This is a genomic window from Klebsiella sp. BIGb0399, assembly GCF_003752615.1.
GTDB lineage: Bacteria > Pseudomonadota > Gammaproteobacteria > Enterobacterales > Enterobacteriaceae > Klebsiella > Klebsiella lignicola.
In genome coordinates this window covers 1968167-1985451 of record NZ_RKHT01000005.1, presented here as the reverse complement: position 1 = coordinate 1985451, position 17285 = coordinate 1968167, and the positions used below count along the sequence as shown (strand labels likewise).

Sequence of the window (17285 nt, the reverse complement as noted above, 5' to 3'; positions counted from 1 at the left end):
CGAAACGAGCCAGCGTTGTCCGCTGAAGCCATGGTTGTTGGTTATGGTACCAACCATATTGACTACAAACGGGAAGCGAAAATGCATTTAGGCATGGATATTGGCGGTACCAAAATGGAAACCGTGCTGCTCGACAGCACAGGCGATGTCCGTTGGCGTCAGCGGGTGGCAACGCCAAAAAGTAGCGTCGAACAGTTTGTGCAAGGGGTGATTGCGGAGGTTGAACGTGCGCAGCAGGAAGCGGGGACGGCGATCAGCATGGGCTTTTGTCTGCCGGGGGCGATAGAACCGCACTCTTGTTTAGTAAAAAACTCCAACATACAGGTTGTTAATGGTCATCCACTGCATGATATTCTTAGTGAATATTTTGGCCAGCCGCTGGCGGTGGCAAATGATGCCAACTGCTTTGCGCTCTCGGAAGCGACGGATGGCAGCGGGGCTGGGCACAACGTGGTGTTTGGCGCGATCCTCGGAACGGGCTGCGGCGGAGGAATTGTCGCCCACCAGCGCCTGATGACCGGGCCCAATGCCTGCAGCGGCGAATGGGGGCATAATCCTTTACCCCACTACCGGCCTGAGTATGATGGCGAATCGCCGCTGTGCTACTGCGGGCAGCATCACTGTCTGGAGTCCTTTATTTCCGGCAGCGGCCTGGCCCGGCAGTTTCGCCGGCAGGCTGACCAGAGCGTCACCGCGGAAGACCTGGTGCAACAGATGCGTGAAGGGCGGGATGGCGCGCAGGCCCTGTGGCGGCGTTACCGTAACCAGGTCGCCCGGGCCTTCGCCAGCGTGGTGAATCTGCTCGACCCGGACGTGATTGTCGTGGGCGGCGGGCTGTCCGGCGTGGATGAGCTGTATCGTGGTTTGTCTGAGGAGATGGCACAGTACGTCTTCGGCGGTCGCTGTGTGACTCCGGTTGTGCCGGCGACACACGGAGCCAGCAGCGGCGTGCGCGGCGCGGCATGGGCCGGTGAACAGGCCTTACAGAATGGAATAACGCGCGGTATCGCGCCTGACAGGTGAAACGAACGGCATGGTTAAAAAGACCCGAATTAAAGACATTGCGATGGCGTGCGGGGTGTCTATTGCGGCGGTGTCCCGGGCCCTCAAAGGGCAGCCGGGGCTGAGCGAAGAGACGCGCCAGCGGATCCTGTCGATCGCAGAAGCACAGGGCTACGATTTTACTCGCCTGCGCAACGGACGAATCAAGCGTCTGCTTTTCCTGCTGCATCGCCAGCACAATATCGCCAGCGCCTTACCGTTCTATTCCAACGTGATGCTCGGGGTGGCCGACGCCTGCCGGGAAAATGACATTGCGATGAGTTTTCAGCCCATCGATCCGGATGACTCCATCGCGGATCTGATTAACCTGCACCAGCCTGACGCCCTGATTTGCGCCGGTTATCTGGAGGCAGAGGTGTTGAGCGAGCTGCGGAAAATGTCTCTTCCCGTGGCGCTGGTGGATCTGTGGGCCGCCGATTTTCCCTGCGTGAACCCGGACAACTACCATGGCGGCTTTGTCGCCACCCGGCATCTGCTGGAGCAGGGCAGGAAGCGGATTGCCTTCCTCGGCCATTCGCAACGCCATTACAGTATTCGCCAGCGCGTGGAAGGCTACCAGCAGGCGCTGTTTGAAGCGGGAGTTTCACTTTCTGAGGCGTATCGCGTCGAAGTGCCACCGGTCAAGGATATTGAGCAGGCGCTGGTTGAGGGGATGGAGAAACTGCTCGCGCTACCTCAGCCGCCAGACGCTATATTTGCCTATAACGACATGGCGGCGCTGGTGGCGATGCGGGTCTGCGCCCGTCAGGGGCTGAACGTCCCGGGCGATATCGCGATTGTCGGCTTCGATGATATCGATGCCGCGGCCTGGGCGCATCCGCCGTTGACCACCGTGGCGATTGATAAGCGCGAGCTGGGCCGGGATGCGTTTCGCCTGTTGCTTAATGAAGAGGGTGAGAGAAACCTGCTGATGCCGGTGCATCTGGTGGTACGTGAAAGCTCCGTGCGCTTGCGTCCTGCGCCATAATCCGGCAAAGTCTGCGACATTATGTGAAAGGGGCAAACATCGTGAAACGACTTATTATTGGAATTTCTGGCGCCAGCGGCGCGATTTACGGTGTGCGCCTGCTGCAAATTCTCCGCGATGTTCCCGATGTCGAAACCCATCTGATCATGAGTCAGGCCGCGCGACAGACCCTGGCGCTGGAGACCGATTATTCGCTGCGTGACGTGCAGGCGCTGGCCGATGTGGTCCATGATGCCCGGGATATTGCCGCCAGCATCTCTTCAGGGTCGTTTAAGACCGCCGGCATGGCGATCCTGCCTTGCTCGGTGAAAACGCTGTCGGGCATTGTTCACAGCTATACCGACGGCCTGCTGACCCGCGCGGCAGACGTGGTGCTCAAAGAGCGCCGTCCGCTGGTGCTGTGCGTGCGGGAGACGCCGTTTCACCTCGGACATCTGCGCCTGATGGTGCAGGCGGCGGAAATGGGGGCCGTTATTATGCCGCCGGTGCCGGCGTTTTATCATCGTCCGCAAACCCTCGACGACGTCATTAACCAGACGGTTAATCGCGTCATCGATCAGTTCGATATTACTCTCCCGCAGGACCTGTTTTCCCGTTGGCAGGGGCCGTCTGACGCACCTTAATAGTGCTGTTTATTAACCTTTGCGCGGTTGCAGTGCAATTTTGCTGCCTCGATCAAATCCTCGACATTTAATTTGTTTTTTTGCGTCTGGCCGCTGCGGTTTATCCGCCAATGCTGTTATCTTCCCTTCCTAGACAATCCTGCAACCTTCTATTAACAAATTTAACGCTGTTTCCAGCACGCACTGAGAAGATGGCACAAAACCTGCAGGATTTGTTGGCAGCACACATAACTACATAACGCACGACATAACAACATCACGACACTTAAGGGTATTGTATGAAGAAGACGATCCTGGCCCTCTCTTTAATGATGGGACTCAGCAGTGCCTCCGGCGCGTTTGCCGCGCTTCCGCAAAGCATTCGTATCGGTACCGATGCCACCTATGCGCCTTTCTCGTCCAAGGATGCGAAAGGGGATTTCGTCGGCTTTGATATCGACCTGGGCAACGAGCTGTGTTCGCGTATCAAGGTGAAATGTACCTGGGTGGGCAGTGACTTCGACTCGTTAATTCCGTCGCTGAAGGCGAAGAAAATTGACGCCATTATCTCCTCGTTATCAATCACTGAAAAACGTCAGCAGGAGATTGCCTTCTCTGACAAGTTGTATGCAGCGGACTCCCGCCTGATTGCGCCGAAAGGCTCGCCGATCCAGCCAACTCTGGAATCGCTGAAAGGCAAGCATGTCGGCGTCCTGCAGGGTTCCACTCAGGAAGCCTATGGTAATGAGCGCTGGCGTAGCCAGGGTGTTGATGTGGTGGCCTACCAGAACCAGGATCTGATCTACTCTGACCTGGCCGCGGGTCGCCTTGACGCTGCGCTGCAGGATGAAGTCGCGGCCAGTGAAGGCTTCCTCAAACAACCTGCCGGTAAAGATTTTGATTTTGCCGGTCCTTCTGTCAAAGATAAAAAATTCTTCGGTGACGGTACCGGCATTGGCCTGCGTAAAACCGATAGCGAGCTGAAAACCGCGTTCGATAAAGCGTTAGGTGATATGCGTAAAGACGGTACCTACGACAAGCTGGCGAAGAAGTACTTCAACTTCAACGTGTACGGTGACTAAACGTCGCACCAGACCCGGGCAGCCGGGTCTGGTGGATGTGGTACATCCAGCAATGCCTTATTTTGGTGCGGCGCTCGCTTTTGCTGCATCAATATGGTGCAAAAAAGGCGGGTCTGGCGGGTAAGTAGTGCATAGTTAAGCGTTTATGATGAGAAAAAATTTGCTCCATGGCGCAGAATGTTTTGCCTTCCCGGGGCGAATAATGGCACGATAACTGCCGTTAGCACTTCTTATAAACCCGTTAGAATGACAGTCTGTTGAGGATAGTTATGAAAAAACTGGCGTTGTCTCTTTCTTTGGCGCTGGCCCTTTCCAGCGTTTCCACGGTATTTGCAGCCATTCCGCAAAAAGTACGTATCGGCACCGATCCCACTTATGCCCCGTTCGAATCGAAAAATGCGCAGGGTGAATTGATTGGTTTTGACATCGATCTGGCGAAAGAGCTGTGTAAGCGTATCAATACGCAATGTACCTTCGTTGAAAACCCGCTGGATGCGCTGATCCCATCTTTAAAAGCCAAGAAAATCGATGCGATTATGTCGTCGTTGTCGATTACGGAAAAACGTCAGCAGGAAATCGCCTTCACCGACAAACTCTACGCGGCGGATTCTCGCCTGGTAGTGAAAAAGGGCAGCGATATCGTCCCTGACCTCGCCAAACTGAAAGGCAAGCGTATCGGCGTGCTGCAGGGGACGACGCAGGAAACCTATGGCAACGAGCACTGGGCGCCAAAAGGTATCGAAATTGTCTCCTATCAGGGCCAGGACAATATCTATTCTGACCTGACCGCTGGCCGTATCGATGCCGCATTCCAGGACGAAGTCGCCGCGAGCGAAGGATTCCTCAAACAACCGATTGGTAAAGATTACCAGTTTGGCGGGCCATCCATTAAGGACGAGAAGTTGTTCGGCGTCGGCACCGGTATGGGCCTGCGTAAAGAAGACAACGAGCTGCGTGAAGCGCTGAATAAAGCCTTCGCGGAGATGCGCAAAGATGGAACCTACGACAAGCTGGCGAAAAAATACTTCGATTTTAACGTGTACGGTGACTAACCATCAGGCGTACCCCATCGCGCGTGTTTAAGCGCGCGATGGACGATGACAGACAGGGCAGACAGCATGCTGTACGGGTTTTCACAGGTTATTTTTCAGGGCGCTATTGTTACGCTTGAACTGGCGCTCAGTTCAGTTGTGCTGGCGGTCCTTATCGGTCTGGCCGGTGCCGGAGCAAAATTATCGAGCAATCGACCACTGGCACTGGTATTTGAAGGCTACACCACGTTGATCCGTGGGGTGCCCGATCTGGTCCTGATGCTGCTGATTTTCTATGGGCTGCAGATTGCTCTGAACACCCTGACCGATGCGCTGGGCTTGTCTCAGTTTGATATCGACCCGATGATTGCGGGGATCATCACCCTCGGCTTTATCTACGGCGCCTATTTTACTGAAACTTTCAGGGGCGCATTCCTGGCCGTGCCAAAAGGGCATATTGAAGCGGCAACCGCCTTTGGCTTTAGCGGCGGGCAGACCTTCCGGCGGATCCTTTTCCCGGCGATGATGCGCTACGCGCTGCCGGGTATCGGCAACAACTGGCAGGTTATCCTGAAGGCGACGGCGCTGGTGTCTCTGCTGGGGCTGGAAGATGTGGTCAAAGCCACGCAGCTGGCGGGAAAAAGCACCTGGCAGCCGTTCTACTTTGCGATCGTTTGCGGCCTGGTGTATCTGGTATTTACAACGATTTCCAATGGTGTGCTGCTGCTGCTTGAACGCCGTTACTCCGTGGGCGTGAAGAGGGCTGACCTGTGATTGAGATTATTCAGGAGTACTGGAAATCCCTGCTGTGGACCGACGGTTACCGCTTTACCGGCGTCGCGATTACCCTGTGGCTGCTTATTTCCTCGGTGGTGATGGGCGGCATTCTGGCGGTCTTCCTCGCTATCGGCCGTGTCTCAAGCAACAAATACATTCAATTCCCGATCTGGCTCTTTACCTACGTATTCCGCGGTACGCCGCTGTACGTCCAGCTGCTGGTGTTTTACTCCGGGATGTACACCCTGGAAATCGTCAAAGGCACCGAACTGCTGAACGCGTTTTTCCGCAGCGGCCTGAACTGTACGGTGCTGGCGTTGACCCTGAACACCTGCGCCTACACCACGGAGATTTTCGCCGGGGCGATTCGCTCTGTGCCTGCCGGGGAAATTGAAGCGGCGCGGGCGTACGGTTTCTCTTCGGTCAAACTGTATCGCTGCATTATTTTGCCCTCTGCGCTGCGTATCGCGCTGCCCGCATACAGCAATGAAGTGATTCTGATGCTGCATTCCACCGCGCTGGCGTTTACCGCCACCGTGCCGGATCTGCTGAAAATCGCCAGGGATATTAACTCGGCGACCTACCAGCCGTTTACCGCCTTCGGGATCGCCGCGGTGCTCTATTTAATTATTTCGTATGTCCTGATTAGCCTGTTCCGCAAAGCGGAAAAGCGCTGGTTGCAGCATATCAAACCTTCTTCGACGCATTGAGACCGCCATGTCCGACAATAAATTAAATGTTATCGATCTGCATAAACGTTACGGCGAGCATGAAGTTCTGAAGGGCGTCTCATTAAAGGCGAAAGCCGGGGACGTTATCAGCATTATCGGTTCATCTGGTTCCGGTAAAAGTACCTTTTTGCGCTGCATTAACTTTCTTGAAAAGCCCAGTGAAGGCACGATTGTGGTCAACGGGCAGAATATTGGCCTGGTCCGCGACAAAGATGGTCAGCTCAAGGTAGCGGATAAAAACCAGCTGCGTTTGCTGCGCACCCGCCTGACGATGGTGTTCCAGCATTTCAACCTGTGGAGCCACATGACGGTGCTGGAAAACGTCATGGAAGCGCCGATTCAGGTGCTCGGCTTAAGCAAGCAGGAAGCGCGTGAGCGGGCGGTGAAATATCTGGCGAAAGTCGGGATTGATGAACGTCAGCAGGCCAAATACCCGGTGCATCTCTCCGGCGGTCAGCAGCAACGCGTGTCGATTGCCCGCGCGCTGGCGATGGAGCCGGATGTGCTGCTGTTTGACGAACCAACGTCAGCGCTCGATCCTGAACTGGTTGGGGAAGTGCTGCGGATCATGCAGCAGCTGGCGGAAGAGGGCAAAACCATGGTGGTGGTGACCCATGAAATGGGCTTTGCACGCCATGTCTCATCGCACGTCATTTTCCTGCATCAGGGCAAAATCGAAGAAGAAGGCAACCCGGACGAGCTGTTCGGCAACCCGAAAAGCCCGCGCTTACAGCAGTTCCTGAAAGGTTCGCTGAAATAAGTTTTCCGTTATCTCCCGGTGAGGTCGCTCGCCGGGAGAGTCTCAACGTTCCCGCCGGTACACCCAGTCGTCGTAATCTATCCCGTTCAGGTGGTAGGCATTTTCCAGCACCTGAATCCGCGTAAAACCATGTTTTTCCAGCAGCCGCGCTGAGCCGATATTGTCCCCGAGAACCCACGCATTGATGGCGTTGACGCCGAGCTGCTGAAATCCGTATTCGCATATCGCCTGTAGCGCTTCGCTGGCATACCCCTGGCCCTGGGCCTCCGGCAGCAGGGCATAGCCGACATCCGCTTCGTGCGGGTTTTTGCTGCTGATGCGCAGACCGATATCGCCAATAGCCTGATGATGGCGATCGCGCAGGACAAATACTCCGGGGTCGGCGCAGCGGGCCGTAAACAGGTTACGCAGCGCGGCTTCATCAAGAAGCTCGCCCATAAACTGCATCACTTCAGGGTCGCGACGCAGGCGCAGGAAAAAGGGCCAGTCCGCTTCGGTAAACGGGGAAAGCAGCAGACGCGGAGTGGATAATGTCATCATAAGCGGGCCATTTCGCTGGAACGTCCGCTCACCTTACCACCAGAAAGTCATGGATAACATGATCTTATACCGGTGCTTGCGGCGGATTACCCCGCAGCTGGCGAGGTCGTTAGCGGTTTGTCTATCTGGTGAAAATAGTGCAACACGGTGTCGCTTTGACGAGAGGAGCGCAGCTGCAGCGCCAGATTCAGGCTGTCGAGGACCTCGGCCTGTTCGACCATCGGCGAATCTGCGGCCACTCTGGCTTCGGCAACCAGCCAGCTCACAATGGTTTTCCAGCGCCACAGCGGCGAATTGCCGGTGATGCGCTGTACCGGGCCGGGGAATTTGCCGGAGCCTCGCGCGCCGTCTTTTAGCAGGGCCACGGCCTGGCGTGAAAGGCCGGTGAGTTCGGCGATGTCGCTTAGCCCCACCAGCGTAGCGTCAACGGATTCAACCCGGATGTTCAGCGCTGATGCGGATTCGATGTTATCGATCGCTGACAGAATCGCTTGTTCGAGGGAATCGCTTTCGCGATCGAATTCCAGATACACCGCGGTGCCATAAAAACAGACCAGCGCATCAGTACAGCCTGCGCGATGCAGTACGTCCTCAAGGCCTGGCGTATGGCTGTTAACGCCTGACAGCGTTAGCGTAAAGTTGTAGAGGGCCATTATTTGCGATCCTTATCGTTAAACCGGGGCGCCGACGCCTGGCGGCAGCGGTCGACCATCCTGATGATTTGCCTGGCATGATGCTCGGGAACGGCAGGGGTAGACCAGATGCTCATCATGTGTTCGCGATGACCAGCCGTACCGCACCTGAGTCGTCCAAAGCAGTGCGCGCTCTTGCCGCCAGCAATAAAAATCCATCCCCGTGCGCGTGCATAGTCAATTGCTGCTCTGATGTGTTTATCCGGATGTTCCTTCATCATCGAGTCCTGAGAGAGTGAATGATTTGTTGACGTATGTCAACATCGTTTTGGTGAAAAAACAGACGCCAGGACGTTATGACAGAGAACGGCAAAAGAAGCTGGAATGCGCTTCACAGGGGAAAAGGGCGTAGCAGCAGGAGATGAGAGCGTTGCGAGACGGCTTCCACAGGCGGGTTTGCCAGGGCGATAAGGCGAGTGGGAAGAGCCAGGAGATAGGGGATCTCCCGGCGTTAACCGGCGGGGCGTTTAGCCAAGGATGTCTTTTAGTGCCTCTTCCAGATCGTACCAGCGGAAGCCAAACCCAGCGGCTTCCAGCCGTTTCGGCAGCGCCCGCTGGCCGCCCAGCACCAGCACCGATGACTCTCCCATCAGCAGGCGAATCGCCGTTGCCGGCACGCGGAAGATTGCCGGGCGATTCAGCGCCTCGCCGAGCGCATGGGCGAAGCGCTCATTGCGCACCGGATACGGAGAAACCAGATTAAATGGCCCGCTGAGGTCGTTATCCAGCAGCCACAGAATACCGTTCACCATATCGTCGATATGGATCCACGCCATATACTGCCTGCCATTGCCGATAGGGCCGCCGAGGCCAAGCCGGAAGGCCGGCAACATTTTGGCAAGGATCCCGCCCTTCGGTGCCAGCACGACGCCGGTGCGCAGCAGGCAGACGCGGGTGCGGTCGCTCTGGGCTTCGCAGGCCAGTTGCTCCCAGCGGGCGCAGAGTTTGTGGGTGAATTCGTGGTGTGGCGGTTCCTCTTCGGTGACGACAACTTCCCCGAGATCGCCGTAATAACCGACGGCAGAACCGCTGATCAGTACTGACGGTGGGGTATCGCTGGCGTTGAACAGGTTGACCAGTTTTTGGGTGATATCCCAGCGGCTGTGGCACAGGCGCTGTTTTTGTTCCGCCGACCAGCGTTTGTCGGCGATAGGCTCGCCCGCCAGGTTGATAACGGCATCGATATCATTGAGGTGATGATGGCCCTCGAAGCCGCGCCACAGGGTGACGCGGGCATCCAGTCGGCCTTGCGCTTTTTCCGGGCTGCGTGTTGATACCGTTACGTGATGCCCAAGCTCCAGCAGCCGGGGGATCAGATGCCGGCCAATCAGGCCGGTACCGCCAGTAAGCAGAATCCTCATAGCGCCTCCCTAAGAAGCTTAGCGCCGCCAGCTCATGGTCATGGACACGGAGTCGGCATAGCGCAGTGCGTAAAGTTTATCGATCTCTACTTCAGCATAAGTGACCCAGTGGTGTTCGCATGCGATATCGAGCACATCCTGCGTTAATTTTTCCAGCAGGGAGAAGCGGTTATTCTCAATATGGCTGATGATGCGCTTGGTGATGGTGCGATAATTGAGCGCATCGTTGATATCTTCACTGCATCGCGACTGCTCTGCCGGGTAGTGAATCGCGACGTTAATAACCACGTCCTGACGGTTAGTGATCTCTTCCTCTTTAATACCGATAAAAGTACGTAAGCGCAGGTTCTTTATCCGAATAATAGCGTCTGGCTGAGACATTGCAGGCTTCCTCCGTGTTGTAATTTCCGCAATCATACATGAAAGCAAGCCATGCGAGCAGGGGGTTAACCGTGTTGAATTTTCATCATCGTTTGTGTGGTAGCAGGACGCTGACGGATGCGCTCAAACCAGTTATGTACCGCCGGGAAATGGGCGAGATCGATCCGCTGACGCTGGTGGGCGTTAATCCACGGCCAGCAGGCGATATCGGCAATACTGTAGTGCTCGCCGCCGAGCCACGGACTGGCCTCCAGGCGGCGGTTCAGCACGGTGTACAGGCGCTGGGTTTCCACCTGATAGCGCTCAATAGCATAGGGCACCGTCTGCGGCGCACTGTGGTTGAAATGGTGATTTTGTCCCAGCATCGGGCCTAATCCGCTGACCTGCCAGAACAACCACTGCAGTGTGGTATAGCGCTCCCGGAGTTCACCGCTCAGCAGCTTCCCGGACTTCTCCGCCAGGTAAAGCAAAATTGCCCCGGATTCAAATACCGCGAGCGGAGCGCCGCCGTCGACGGGAACATGGTCGACAATGGCGGGAATTTTATTGTTCGGTGACAGGGTAAGAAACTGCGGGCGAAACTGTTCGCCGCGGGTGATATCTACCCGAATCAGGCGGTAGGCCAGCTGCGCCTCTTCGAGAAACAGCATAATTTTGTGGCCGTTGGGGGTGGGCGCGTAGTAGAGGTCGATCATGGAGTCTCCCGCCGTCGTGGTCGCACGCTTTTCGAGTATAGGCGACCTGCCGACATCCGGGAGCGGCTAAGATTAAATAGTGCGGGTGGTGCCGGGGCGTTCCCGCATCTCGCGCACCAGGGCGATAAACGCCTTCAGCCCCGGCGGGACGTGGCGTCGTCCGGGGTAATAGAGGCGCAGCCCACCAAACGACGGACACCACGCTTCCATGGCGCTGACGAGCCTGCCGCTGGCCAGATCTTCCTGAATAAACCAGTCAGAGATAAATGCCAGACCAATGCCCGCGCGGGCCGCGCAGTGGATGGCGCGCATTTCGCTGAGAATAATCCGCGGCGGCACGTTGACCGTCACTTTTTGCTGATGCCGTTCCAGCTCCCAGTGATACAGCCCGCCGTGGGACATCCGCATGCCGATGCTCTGATGGTGCTGCAGATCTTCCGGGCTTTGTGGGGTGCCATGATGGGCAAAATAGTCCGGCGTCCCGACGATCAGCATGCGCACGTCAGGGGTGAGAGGGACGGCAATCATATCCTGCGGCAGGGACTCCGCGAGGCGGATCCCGGCGTCATAGCCTTCGGCGACAATATCAATCAGCCGCGACTCGGTGGTGATGTCCAGGCGCATTTGCGGATAGCGTTTAAGGAACGCATCGAAGATATCAAACAGCAGCACGCTGCTTTCGCGCGGCGCGTTGATGCGCAATGTTCCGCTGGGCATTTCCGCCTGGGTGGCTATCTCCTCCGAGGCCCGCTGGATCTCCGCCAGCGCCGGGGCGACACGTTCAACATAGCGTTGCCCGGCATCGGTCAGGGCAACGCTGCGGGTGGTGCGGTTAAACAGACGGACGTTGAGCCGCGCCTCCAGACCGGCGATGGCGTTGCTGATGGCGGTGGCCGACATGCCCAACTCCCGGGCGGCAGCGCGAAAGCTGCGCCGGTGGGCGACGGCAAGGAGGATTTCCAGTTCAGTCAGACCGCTACGATGCATGATTATCCCGATTTTCGTGACAGGTTGTGTTGATTATACCCTCTTATCGGGCTAATGCCCCGGCCCTATACTGCCTCACATACACTCCCTGAGGACGACCATCATGCTGCATATTGACAATATCTATATCAACGGTGAATTTGTTACCCCGCACGGTAGCGAAACCTTTGCGCTGTTCAACCCCGCAACGGAGGCGGTGATTGGTCAGGTGCGTCTGGCGGATGAAGAGGACGCACGCCGGGCTATCGCTGCGGCAAAAGCGGCGTTCCCCGCGTGGTCGAAGACCACAAAACAGCAGCGTCTGGCGGTGCTGGAGCGGATGTATCAGGCGGTTCGGGCGAGAGAAGCGGACTTACTGGACGCCATTGTCACGGAATACGGCGCGCCTGCGTCGCGGGCACAATGGATGGCGGAGTGGCCGGCGCAAACCATCAAACTGGCGATGGAGACCCTGGCGGGCTTTGAATTTGTTGAGCAGGTGGGACGGGCGCAGGTTGTGATGACCCCGGTAGGCGTGGCGGGGTTGATTACCCCGTGGAACAGCGATGCGGGGTTTATCTGTAACAAGCTGGCGACCGCGATGGCTGCCGGTTGTACCGCGGTGATTAAGCCCAGTGAAATGAGCGCGTGGCAAACGCAGATCGTTACCGAAGCGCTGCACGCGGCCCAGATCCCCGCAGGCGTCGTGAATATCGTTACCGGCCGTGGCGAGGTGGTCGGCGATATCATCAACCTTCATCCCGATATTGCGAAGATCTCCTTCACCGGCTCCACCGCCGTCGGCAAACATATTATCGCCAGCGGTGCGCAAACCCTGAAACGCGTCACGCTGGAGCTCGGCGGTAAATCGCCAACCCTGATTCTGGATGATGCCGATGTGCAGCAGGCGGTGCCCCTGGCGCTGGCGGCCGGGTTTATGAACAGCGGCCAGGCGTGCATTGCCGGAACGCGTATTCTGGTCCCGGAACAGCGTCTGGCGGAGTTTGAACAGGCTATCGTGGAGGGGATGAAGGCGTATATCTCCGGCGACCCGCGCGATCTGCACACCACGATTGGCCCGATGGTCAGCCAAAAGCAGTGGCAACGGGTGCAGGAGTATATCCGCCTGGGGCAGCAGGAAGGGGCGCGAGTGCTGGTCGGCGGCGAAGGCCGGCCGCAGGGAATGGACAAAGGCTGGTGCGTTAAGCCAACCGTATTCAGCGATGTGCACAACCAGATGCGGATTGCCCGGGAAGAAATTTTTGGCCCGGTGCTGGTGATTATCCCGTATCAGGATCAGGCCGAGGCCATTGCGCTGGCCAACGATACCACCTATGGCCTCAGCGCCCTGGTGTTAAGCGGCGATCGCCAGCGTGGTCAGGAGGTGGCGTTGGCTATCGAATCCGGGCGCGTGCTGGTGAACACTCTCGATCATGAACCACTGGCGCCCTTCGGCGGCTTTAAGCAATCCGGCCTCGGGCGCGAGATGGGGAAATGGGGAATGCAGGCCTACCTGGAGCCGAAAACCGTGCTGGTTGGCTAACGGTTCCGGGGATGCAAAATCCTCATGGTGCGGTAAGTGACATCCTTCAAAAGACAGGATATGTTGGCTTATCGCCCCATAATTTGTAGAGGATGTCATGAGCCAGCCCGTCATTACCCTGTGGTCCGATTCGCAGTTTTTCTCGCCGTATGTGATGTCCGTTTACGTTGCTCTGCAGGAAAAAAGCCTGCCGTTTACCCTCAAAACCATTGACCTGGAAAAGGGGGAGAACCATCAGCCGGGCTGGCAAGGCTACAGTGCGACCCGCCGCGTGCCGCTGCTTGAAGTCGACAATTTCTTTCTCAGTGAATCTTCCGCCATTACCGAATATCTCGACGAACGCTTTGCCCCGCCGGAGTGGGAGCGCCTGTATCCCCACGACCTGCAAAAGCGCGCCCGGGCGCGTCAGGTCCAGGCCTGGCTGCGCAGCGACCTGATGCCAATCCGTGAAGAGCGCTCGACGGCGGTGGTCTTTGGCGGCGAAAAGCGGCCGCCGCTGAGCGAGGCCGGGCAGAAATGCGCCTCCCGGCTGTTTGACGCCGCCGGTGCGCTGCTGGCCCACGGCGGCAATAACCTGTTTGGCGAATGGTCGCTTGCCGATACGGACCTTGCGTTGATGCTCAACCGCCTGGTGCTCAACGGCGATGAGGTCCCGGAACCGCTGGTGGACTACGCCACATTTCAGTGGCAACGTGCGTCAGTTCAACGTTATGTCGCACTGTCAGCTAAACGTGCCGGCTGATTAGCAGCGGCGCTTCCGTTATCATAGGCGCATCAAAATGCGTGGAGATGGAAGAAATGAAGCTGATGTTTGCATCGGATATTCATGGTTCCCTGCCCGCTACCGAACGCGTTCTGGAACTGTTCGCGCAAAGTGGGGCGCAGTGGCTGATCATTCTTGGCGATGTGCTCAATCATGGGCCGCGTAATGCGCTCCCCGCAGGCTATGCGCCTGCGGAGGTCGCTACAAAGCTCAATAGCGTGGCTTCGCGAGTGATCGCCGTGCGCGGTAACTGCGACAGCGAGGTCGATCAGATGCTGCTGGAGTTCCCGATAACCGCGCCGTGGCAGCAGGTGTTGGGCGAACGCAACCGGCTATTTCTGACCCACGGACATCTGTATAGCCCCGAAAAAATGCCCCCGCTCGCCGCTGGCGATGTCCTGGTTTATGGTCATACTCATATTCCGGTAGCCGAGAAGCGCGGCGATGTTTTTCTCTTCAATCCCGGCTCGGTCAGCATCCCCAAAGGGGGATTCTCCGCCAGCTACGGTCTCCTCGATGGGGATAAACTGCAGGTTTTAGCACTCGATGATCATCAGGTTATTGCAGAGGTTGCAATTAACCCGTAATTTACCCCCAACCGTAAAGACGCGCCGCGAGAGCGCTTTCATAAGTAAGGTTTCCTGATGGCGGAACAGAACGATTTGGCAAGCACAGAATGGGTAGATATTGTTAATGAAAACAATGAGGTGATAGCGCAATCCAGCCGCGAGCAAATGCGTGCGCAGTGCCTGCGTCATCGTGCGACCTATATTGTGGTTCATGACGGAATGGGCAAAATTCTGGTGCAGCGCCGCACCGAGACCAAAGATTTCCAGCCGGGGATGCTGGATGCCACCGCCGGTGGTGTGGTTCAGGCCGATGAGCAACTGCTGGAATCAGCCCGCCGCGAAGCGGAAGAGGAGCTGGGCATTGCCGGTGTTCCTTTTGCCGATCACGGCCAGTTCTATTACGAAGATAAGCACTGCCGCGTCTGGGGAAGTCTGTTCAGCTGCGTGTCGCACGGCCCGTTTGCCCTGCAGGAAGAGGAGGTCAGCGAAGTGTGCTGGCTGACGCCTGAAGAGATCACCGCCCGCTGCGACGAGTTCACCCCGGATTCGTTGAAAGCGCTGGCGCTGTGGATGACTCGCAACGCCAGCAATGAATCAGCAAAATCAGAGAAGTCAGAAAAGCCGGAAGAGGCCGAGTAGCGGCCTAACAGCTATCCCGCAGGCATAAACTGGAGACGATAGGCTTTCTACCGCTCCAGTTGCCTTCATTCAGGCGCTCCAGCAGCGCGCGTCCTGCTTCAATGCCTATTTTATGATGCGGTACGGCCATCGTGGTGAGCGGCGGCTGGCACACCCGGCTGACATCGCTATCGCCAAAACCGACAACCGCTAAATCGTCAGGGACCTTGATACGTCGCCGCTGGCATTCATACAGCGCGCCGCACGCCAGTTCATCCGAAACGCAGACCAGCGCATCCAGTTCCGGCCACGCCAGTAAAAATTCCGGTAGCTGAGAGGCCCCGGTGGAAAAGCTCGGGGGAAGCGCGGCGTTAATCACCCGGTTCGGCGACATATGGTGGCGCAGCATCGCTTTGTACCAGCCCTGCAGGTGCTGCTGAAAAATCCACTGTTCCTGATTGGCACACAGCAGGCCGATATTCTGATAGCCGCGCAGGACCAGCATCTCTGTTAACTCGAACATCGCAGCCGCGTTATCGATGCCGATATTCATATCGATCGGATCGGCGCGCATCGCCCCCATCTCCATGACCGGTATTGAGGCGTTGTTCAGCCACTGGCGCACGGTATCGCTATGTTCAACGCTCAGGAGAATGGCGGCGGCAATGTTAGAGGCCAGCAAGGTTTCCAGCAGCTTCTCTTCCTGCTCTACGCGATGCTGCGATTCCGCAAGCATGATTTGATAACCCGCCGGCTGCAGCATCTGCTGAAGCCCGGCAAACATCGCGGAACATCCCGCTTCGGCAAGATTCGGCACCACCATGGCGATGGTTTTCGATGAAGCGGAAGCCAGGGCGCTGGCGGCCAGATTGGGCATATATCCCAGTTCCTGTACCGCGGCTTCGATTTTTTCACGAAGCTTATCAGAAACCTGCTCCGGCGTGCGTAGCGCTCGCGAGACGGTCATCGTGCCCACGCCAGCAAGCTGAGCAACATCGGCGATCGTCACTTTACCGGTACTACGCCGTTTTCGGGTTAGAGACATACACATTCCTGCTGAACAGTCGCTTTTTATTGATATCTATCGTTTTAGGTCTCAGGAAGTATACGCCTTAAATCCATACTTTTGCTGCGTTTTCAACTGATGATGACGAATTGATAGCGCTATCACAAATTTGAATGTTATCTGTTGGTAGCGCTATCTTTGTGATCTTTGTCGCAGCTAACCGTTGAGCGCTTGAATAAAGTTTGCCCATCTTTTGCGAAAAGACGGGAGATAAAATGCTCAGCACATGGCTCTTTGATTCCACCATTACGCTCCAGCAGCACGTAGATGAGTGGCAGCAGGCGCTTGAGGTTTGCGCCAGACCGCTACTCAACGCGGGCGTGATCGTGCCCGAGTACGTCACCGCGATTATGGAACAGCACGACAAGCTGGGGCCGTATTACGTGCTGGCGCCCGGACTGGCGATGCCGCATGCGCGACCGGAGGAGGGAGCAAGAGGGTTAGGTTTATCGCTGTTGAAGCTGGATCAGGGGGTGTCGTTTGGTTCAGAGGAATTCGACCCGGTCGATATTATTATTATGCTGGCGGCTCCCGATAAGCATAGCCATATCGAGATGATCTCGGCGTTGGCTGAATTATTTTCCAGCGACCACGATATGCAACAATTACATCAAGCGAAGGCTCTGGAGGAGATTAAAACCATCATCGCGCGCTTCTGACTTCATTTTATTATCCGACTAATAACACATTACGCACCGGCGTGATGCGGACGTACTCTACCCAAAAAAAGGTGCTAACAATGAAAATTATGGCAATTTGCGGTTCTGGCCTGGGCAGTAGTTTTATGGTTGAGATGAATATTAAAAAAGTGCTTAAAAAACTCGAAATAGAGGCCGAGGTGGAGCACTCCGATCTCTCATCGGCAACGCCGGGTGCAGCAGACTTATTTGTGATGGCCAAAGACATCGCCGCCAGCGCCAGCGTGCCGGAAAGCCAGCTGGTGGTGATAACCAACATCATCGACATCAATGAACTCGAAGCGCAACTGCGCGCGTGGTTCGCCAAACAATAACTATTTTTACCCTCATTCATTTGAGTTGCTGCAACTTGCCGAATGACGGGTATATAGCGAGGCGGAT

General features: G+C 56.6%; 22 protein-coding genes. 14 read left to right on the top strand and 8 right to left on the bottom strand.

Going from position 1 to position 17285, the window contains the following annotated elements; all coding sequences use genetic code 11:
• Window positions 1-81: 81 nt before the first annotated feature.
• The 8 genes from EDF82_RS09645 to hisP all read left to right on the top strand — a co-directional run bounded on the left by EDF82_RS09645 (window position 82) and on the right by hisP (window position 7012).
• Window positions 82-1023: an ROK family protein gene (locus EDF82_RS09645; RefSeq protein WP_123755528.1), complete on the top strand. Its 942-nt coding sequence runs from the start codon at window positions 82-84 to the stop codon at window positions 1021-1023.
• 10 nt (window positions 1024-1033) lie between these two features.
• Complete coding sequence (locus EDF82_RS09640; protein ID WP_123755263.1) at window positions 1034-2029, top strand: LacI family DNA-binding transcriptional regulator; 996 nt, start codon at window positions 1034-1036, stop codon at window positions 2027-2029.
• A gap of 41 nt (window positions 2030-2070) precedes the next feature.
• The gene (locus EDF82_RS09635) at window positions 2071-2652 is read left to right on the top strand and encodes a UbiX family flavin prenyltransferase (protein WP_123755262.1); all 582 of its coding nucleotides are present in this window, start codon (window positions 2071-2073) and stop codon (window positions 2650-2652) included.
• 278 nt (window positions 2653-2930) lie between these two features.
• The gene (argT, locus tag EDF82_RS09625) at window positions 2931-3713 is read left to right on the top strand and encodes a lysine/arginine/ornithine ABC transporter substrate-binding protein ArgT (protein ID WP_123755260.1); all 783 of its coding nucleotides are present in this window, start codon (window positions 2931-2933) and stop codon (window positions 3711-3713) included.
• Between the two features lie 269 nt (window positions 3714-3982).
• On the top strand, window positions 3983-4765 hold the full coding sequence (hisJ, locus tag EDF82_RS09620) for a histidine ABC transporter substrate-binding protein HisJ (protein ID WP_123755259.1): 783 nt from the start codon (window positions 3983-3985) through the stop codon (window positions 4763-4765).
• A gap of 66 nt (window positions 4766-4831) precedes the next feature.
• Window positions 4832-5518 carry a histidine ABC transporter permease HisQ gene (locus EDF82_RS09615; RefSeq protein ID WP_123755258.1) on the top strand — a complete coding sequence of 229 codons (687 nt, stop codon included), beginning with the start codon at window positions 4832-4834 and terminating at the stop codon, window positions 5516-5518.
• Entirely contained in the window at window positions 5515-6231 is a 717-nt protein-coding gene (locus tag EDF82_RS09610; protein WP_123755257.1) for an ABC transporter permease, read from the top strand. Before EDF82_RS09615 ends, EDF82_RS09610 begins: the two co-directional genes overlap by 4 nt.
• A gap of 7 nt (window positions 6232-6238) precedes the next feature.
• A complete protein-coding gene (hisP, locus tag EDF82_RS09605) occupies window positions 6239-7012 on the top strand; it encodes a histidine ABC transporter ATP-binding protein HisP (RefSeq protein ID WP_123755256.1) in 774 nt (257 codons plus the stop codon).
• Between the two features lie 42 nt (window positions 7013-7054).
• Here the strand turns inward: hisP and EDF82_RS09600 are convergent, their stop codons facing one another.
• The 7 genes from EDF82_RS09600 to EDF82_RS09570 all read right to left on the bottom strand — a co-directional run bounded on the left by EDF82_RS09600 (window position 7055) and on the right by EDF82_RS09570 (window position 11668).
• Window positions 7055-7552 carry a GNAT family N-acetyltransferase gene (locus EDF82_RS09600; protein WP_123755255.1) on the bottom strand — a complete coding sequence of 166 codons (498 nt, stop codon included), beginning with the start codon at window positions 7550-7552 and terminating at the stop codon, window positions 7055-7057.
• Between the two features lie 86 nt (window positions 7553-7638).
• Window positions 7639-8205, bottom strand: coding sequence for an AlpA family transcriptional regulator (locus tag EDF82_RS09595; RefSeq protein WP_123755254.1), 567 nt, complete (start codon window positions 8203-8205; stop codon window positions 7639-7641).
• Window positions 8205-8462, bottom strand: a complete 258-nt coding sequence (locus tag EDF82_RS09590; RefSeq protein WP_123755253.1) for a hypothetical protein — start codon at window positions 8460-8462, stop codon at window positions 8205-8207. Before EDF82_RS09590 ends, EDF82_RS09595 begins: the two co-directional genes overlap by 1 nt.
• A 249-nt stretch (window positions 8463-8711) precedes the next feature.
• Window positions 8712-9605: a TIGR01777 family oxidoreductase gene (locus tag EDF82_RS09585; protein WP_123755252.1), complete on the bottom strand. Its 894-nt coding sequence runs from the start codon at window positions 9603-9605 to the stop codon at window positions 8712-8714.
• Window positions 9606-9623: 18 nt separating this feature from the next.
• Complete coding sequence (folX, locus tag EDF82_RS09580) at window positions 9624-9986, bottom strand: dihydroneopterin triphosphate 2'-epimerase (protein ID WP_123755251.1); 363 nt, start codon at window positions 9984-9986, stop codon at window positions 9624-9626.
• Window positions 9987-10051: 65 nt separating this feature from the next.
• Window positions 10052-10681: a GSH-dependent disulfide bond oxidoreductase gene (gene yfcG, locus EDF82_RS09575; RefSeq protein WP_123755250.1), complete on the bottom strand. Its 630-nt coding sequence runs from the start codon at window positions 10679-10681 to the stop codon at window positions 10052-10054.
• Window positions 10682-10753: 72 nt separating this feature from the next.
• Window positions 10754-11668 carry a LysR family transcriptional regulator gene (locus tag EDF82_RS09570; RefSeq protein ID WP_123755249.1) on the bottom strand — a complete coding sequence of 305 codons (915 nt, stop codon included), beginning with the start codon at window positions 11666-11668 and terminating at the stop codon, window positions 10754-10756.
• Window positions 11669-11771: 103 nt separating this feature from the next.
• Here EDF82_RS09570 and EDF82_RS09565 point away from each other — a divergent pair, with 103 nt between their 5' ends.
• From EDF82_RS09565 to yfcD, 4 genes are all read left to right on the top strand, one after another.
• Window positions 11772-13190 carry an aldehyde dehydrogenase family protein gene (locus EDF82_RS09565; RefSeq protein WP_123755248.1) on the top strand — a complete coding sequence of 473 codons (1419 nt, stop codon included), beginning with the start codon at window positions 11772-11774 and terminating at the stop codon, window positions 13188-13190.
• Between the two features lie 97 nt (window positions 13191-13287).
• On the top strand, window positions 13288-13932 hold the full coding sequence (yfcF, locus tag EDF82_RS09560; RefSeq protein ID WP_123755247.1) for a glutathione transferase: 645 nt from the start codon (window positions 13288-13290) through the stop codon (window positions 13930-13932).
• Between the two features lie 56 nt (window positions 13933-13988).
• Complete coding sequence (gene yfcE, locus EDF82_RS09555; RefSeq protein WP_123755527.1) at window positions 13989-14540, top strand: phosphodiesterase; 552 nt, start codon at window positions 13989-13991, stop codon at window positions 14538-14540.
• A gap of 57 nt (window positions 14541-14597) precedes the next feature.
• On the top strand, window positions 14598-15161 hold the full coding sequence (yfcD, locus tag EDF82_RS09550) for an NUDIX hydrolase YfcD (RefSeq protein ID WP_123755246.1): 564 nt from the start codon (window positions 14598-14600) through the stop codon (window positions 15159-15161).
• Window positions 15162-15165: 4 nt separating this feature from the next.
• Here yfcD and EDF82_RS09545 read toward each other — a convergent pair whose 3' ends face one another.
• Window positions 15166-16185, bottom strand: coding sequence for a LacI family DNA-binding transcriptional regulator (locus tag EDF82_RS09545; protein ID WP_123755245.1), 1020 nt, complete (start codon window positions 16183-16185; stop codon window positions 15166-15168).
• A 236-nt stretch (window positions 16186-16421) separates the two neighbouring features.
• Here EDF82_RS09545 and EDF82_RS09535 point away from each other — a divergent pair, with 236 nt between their 5' ends.
• Both EDF82_RS09535 and EDF82_RS09530 read left to right on the top strand, forming a co-directional pair.
• Window positions 16422-16865: a PTS sugar transporter subunit IIA gene (locus EDF82_RS09535; protein ID WP_123755244.1), complete on the top strand. Its 444-nt coding sequence runs from the start codon at window positions 16422-16424 to the stop codon at window positions 16863-16865.
• Between the two features lie 80 nt (window positions 16866-16945).
• Entirely contained in the window at window positions 16946-17218 is a 273-nt protein-coding gene (locus EDF82_RS09530; protein ID WP_041146575.1) for a PTS sugar transporter subunit IIB, read from the top strand.
• Window positions 17219-17285 lie beyond the last annotated feature (67 nt).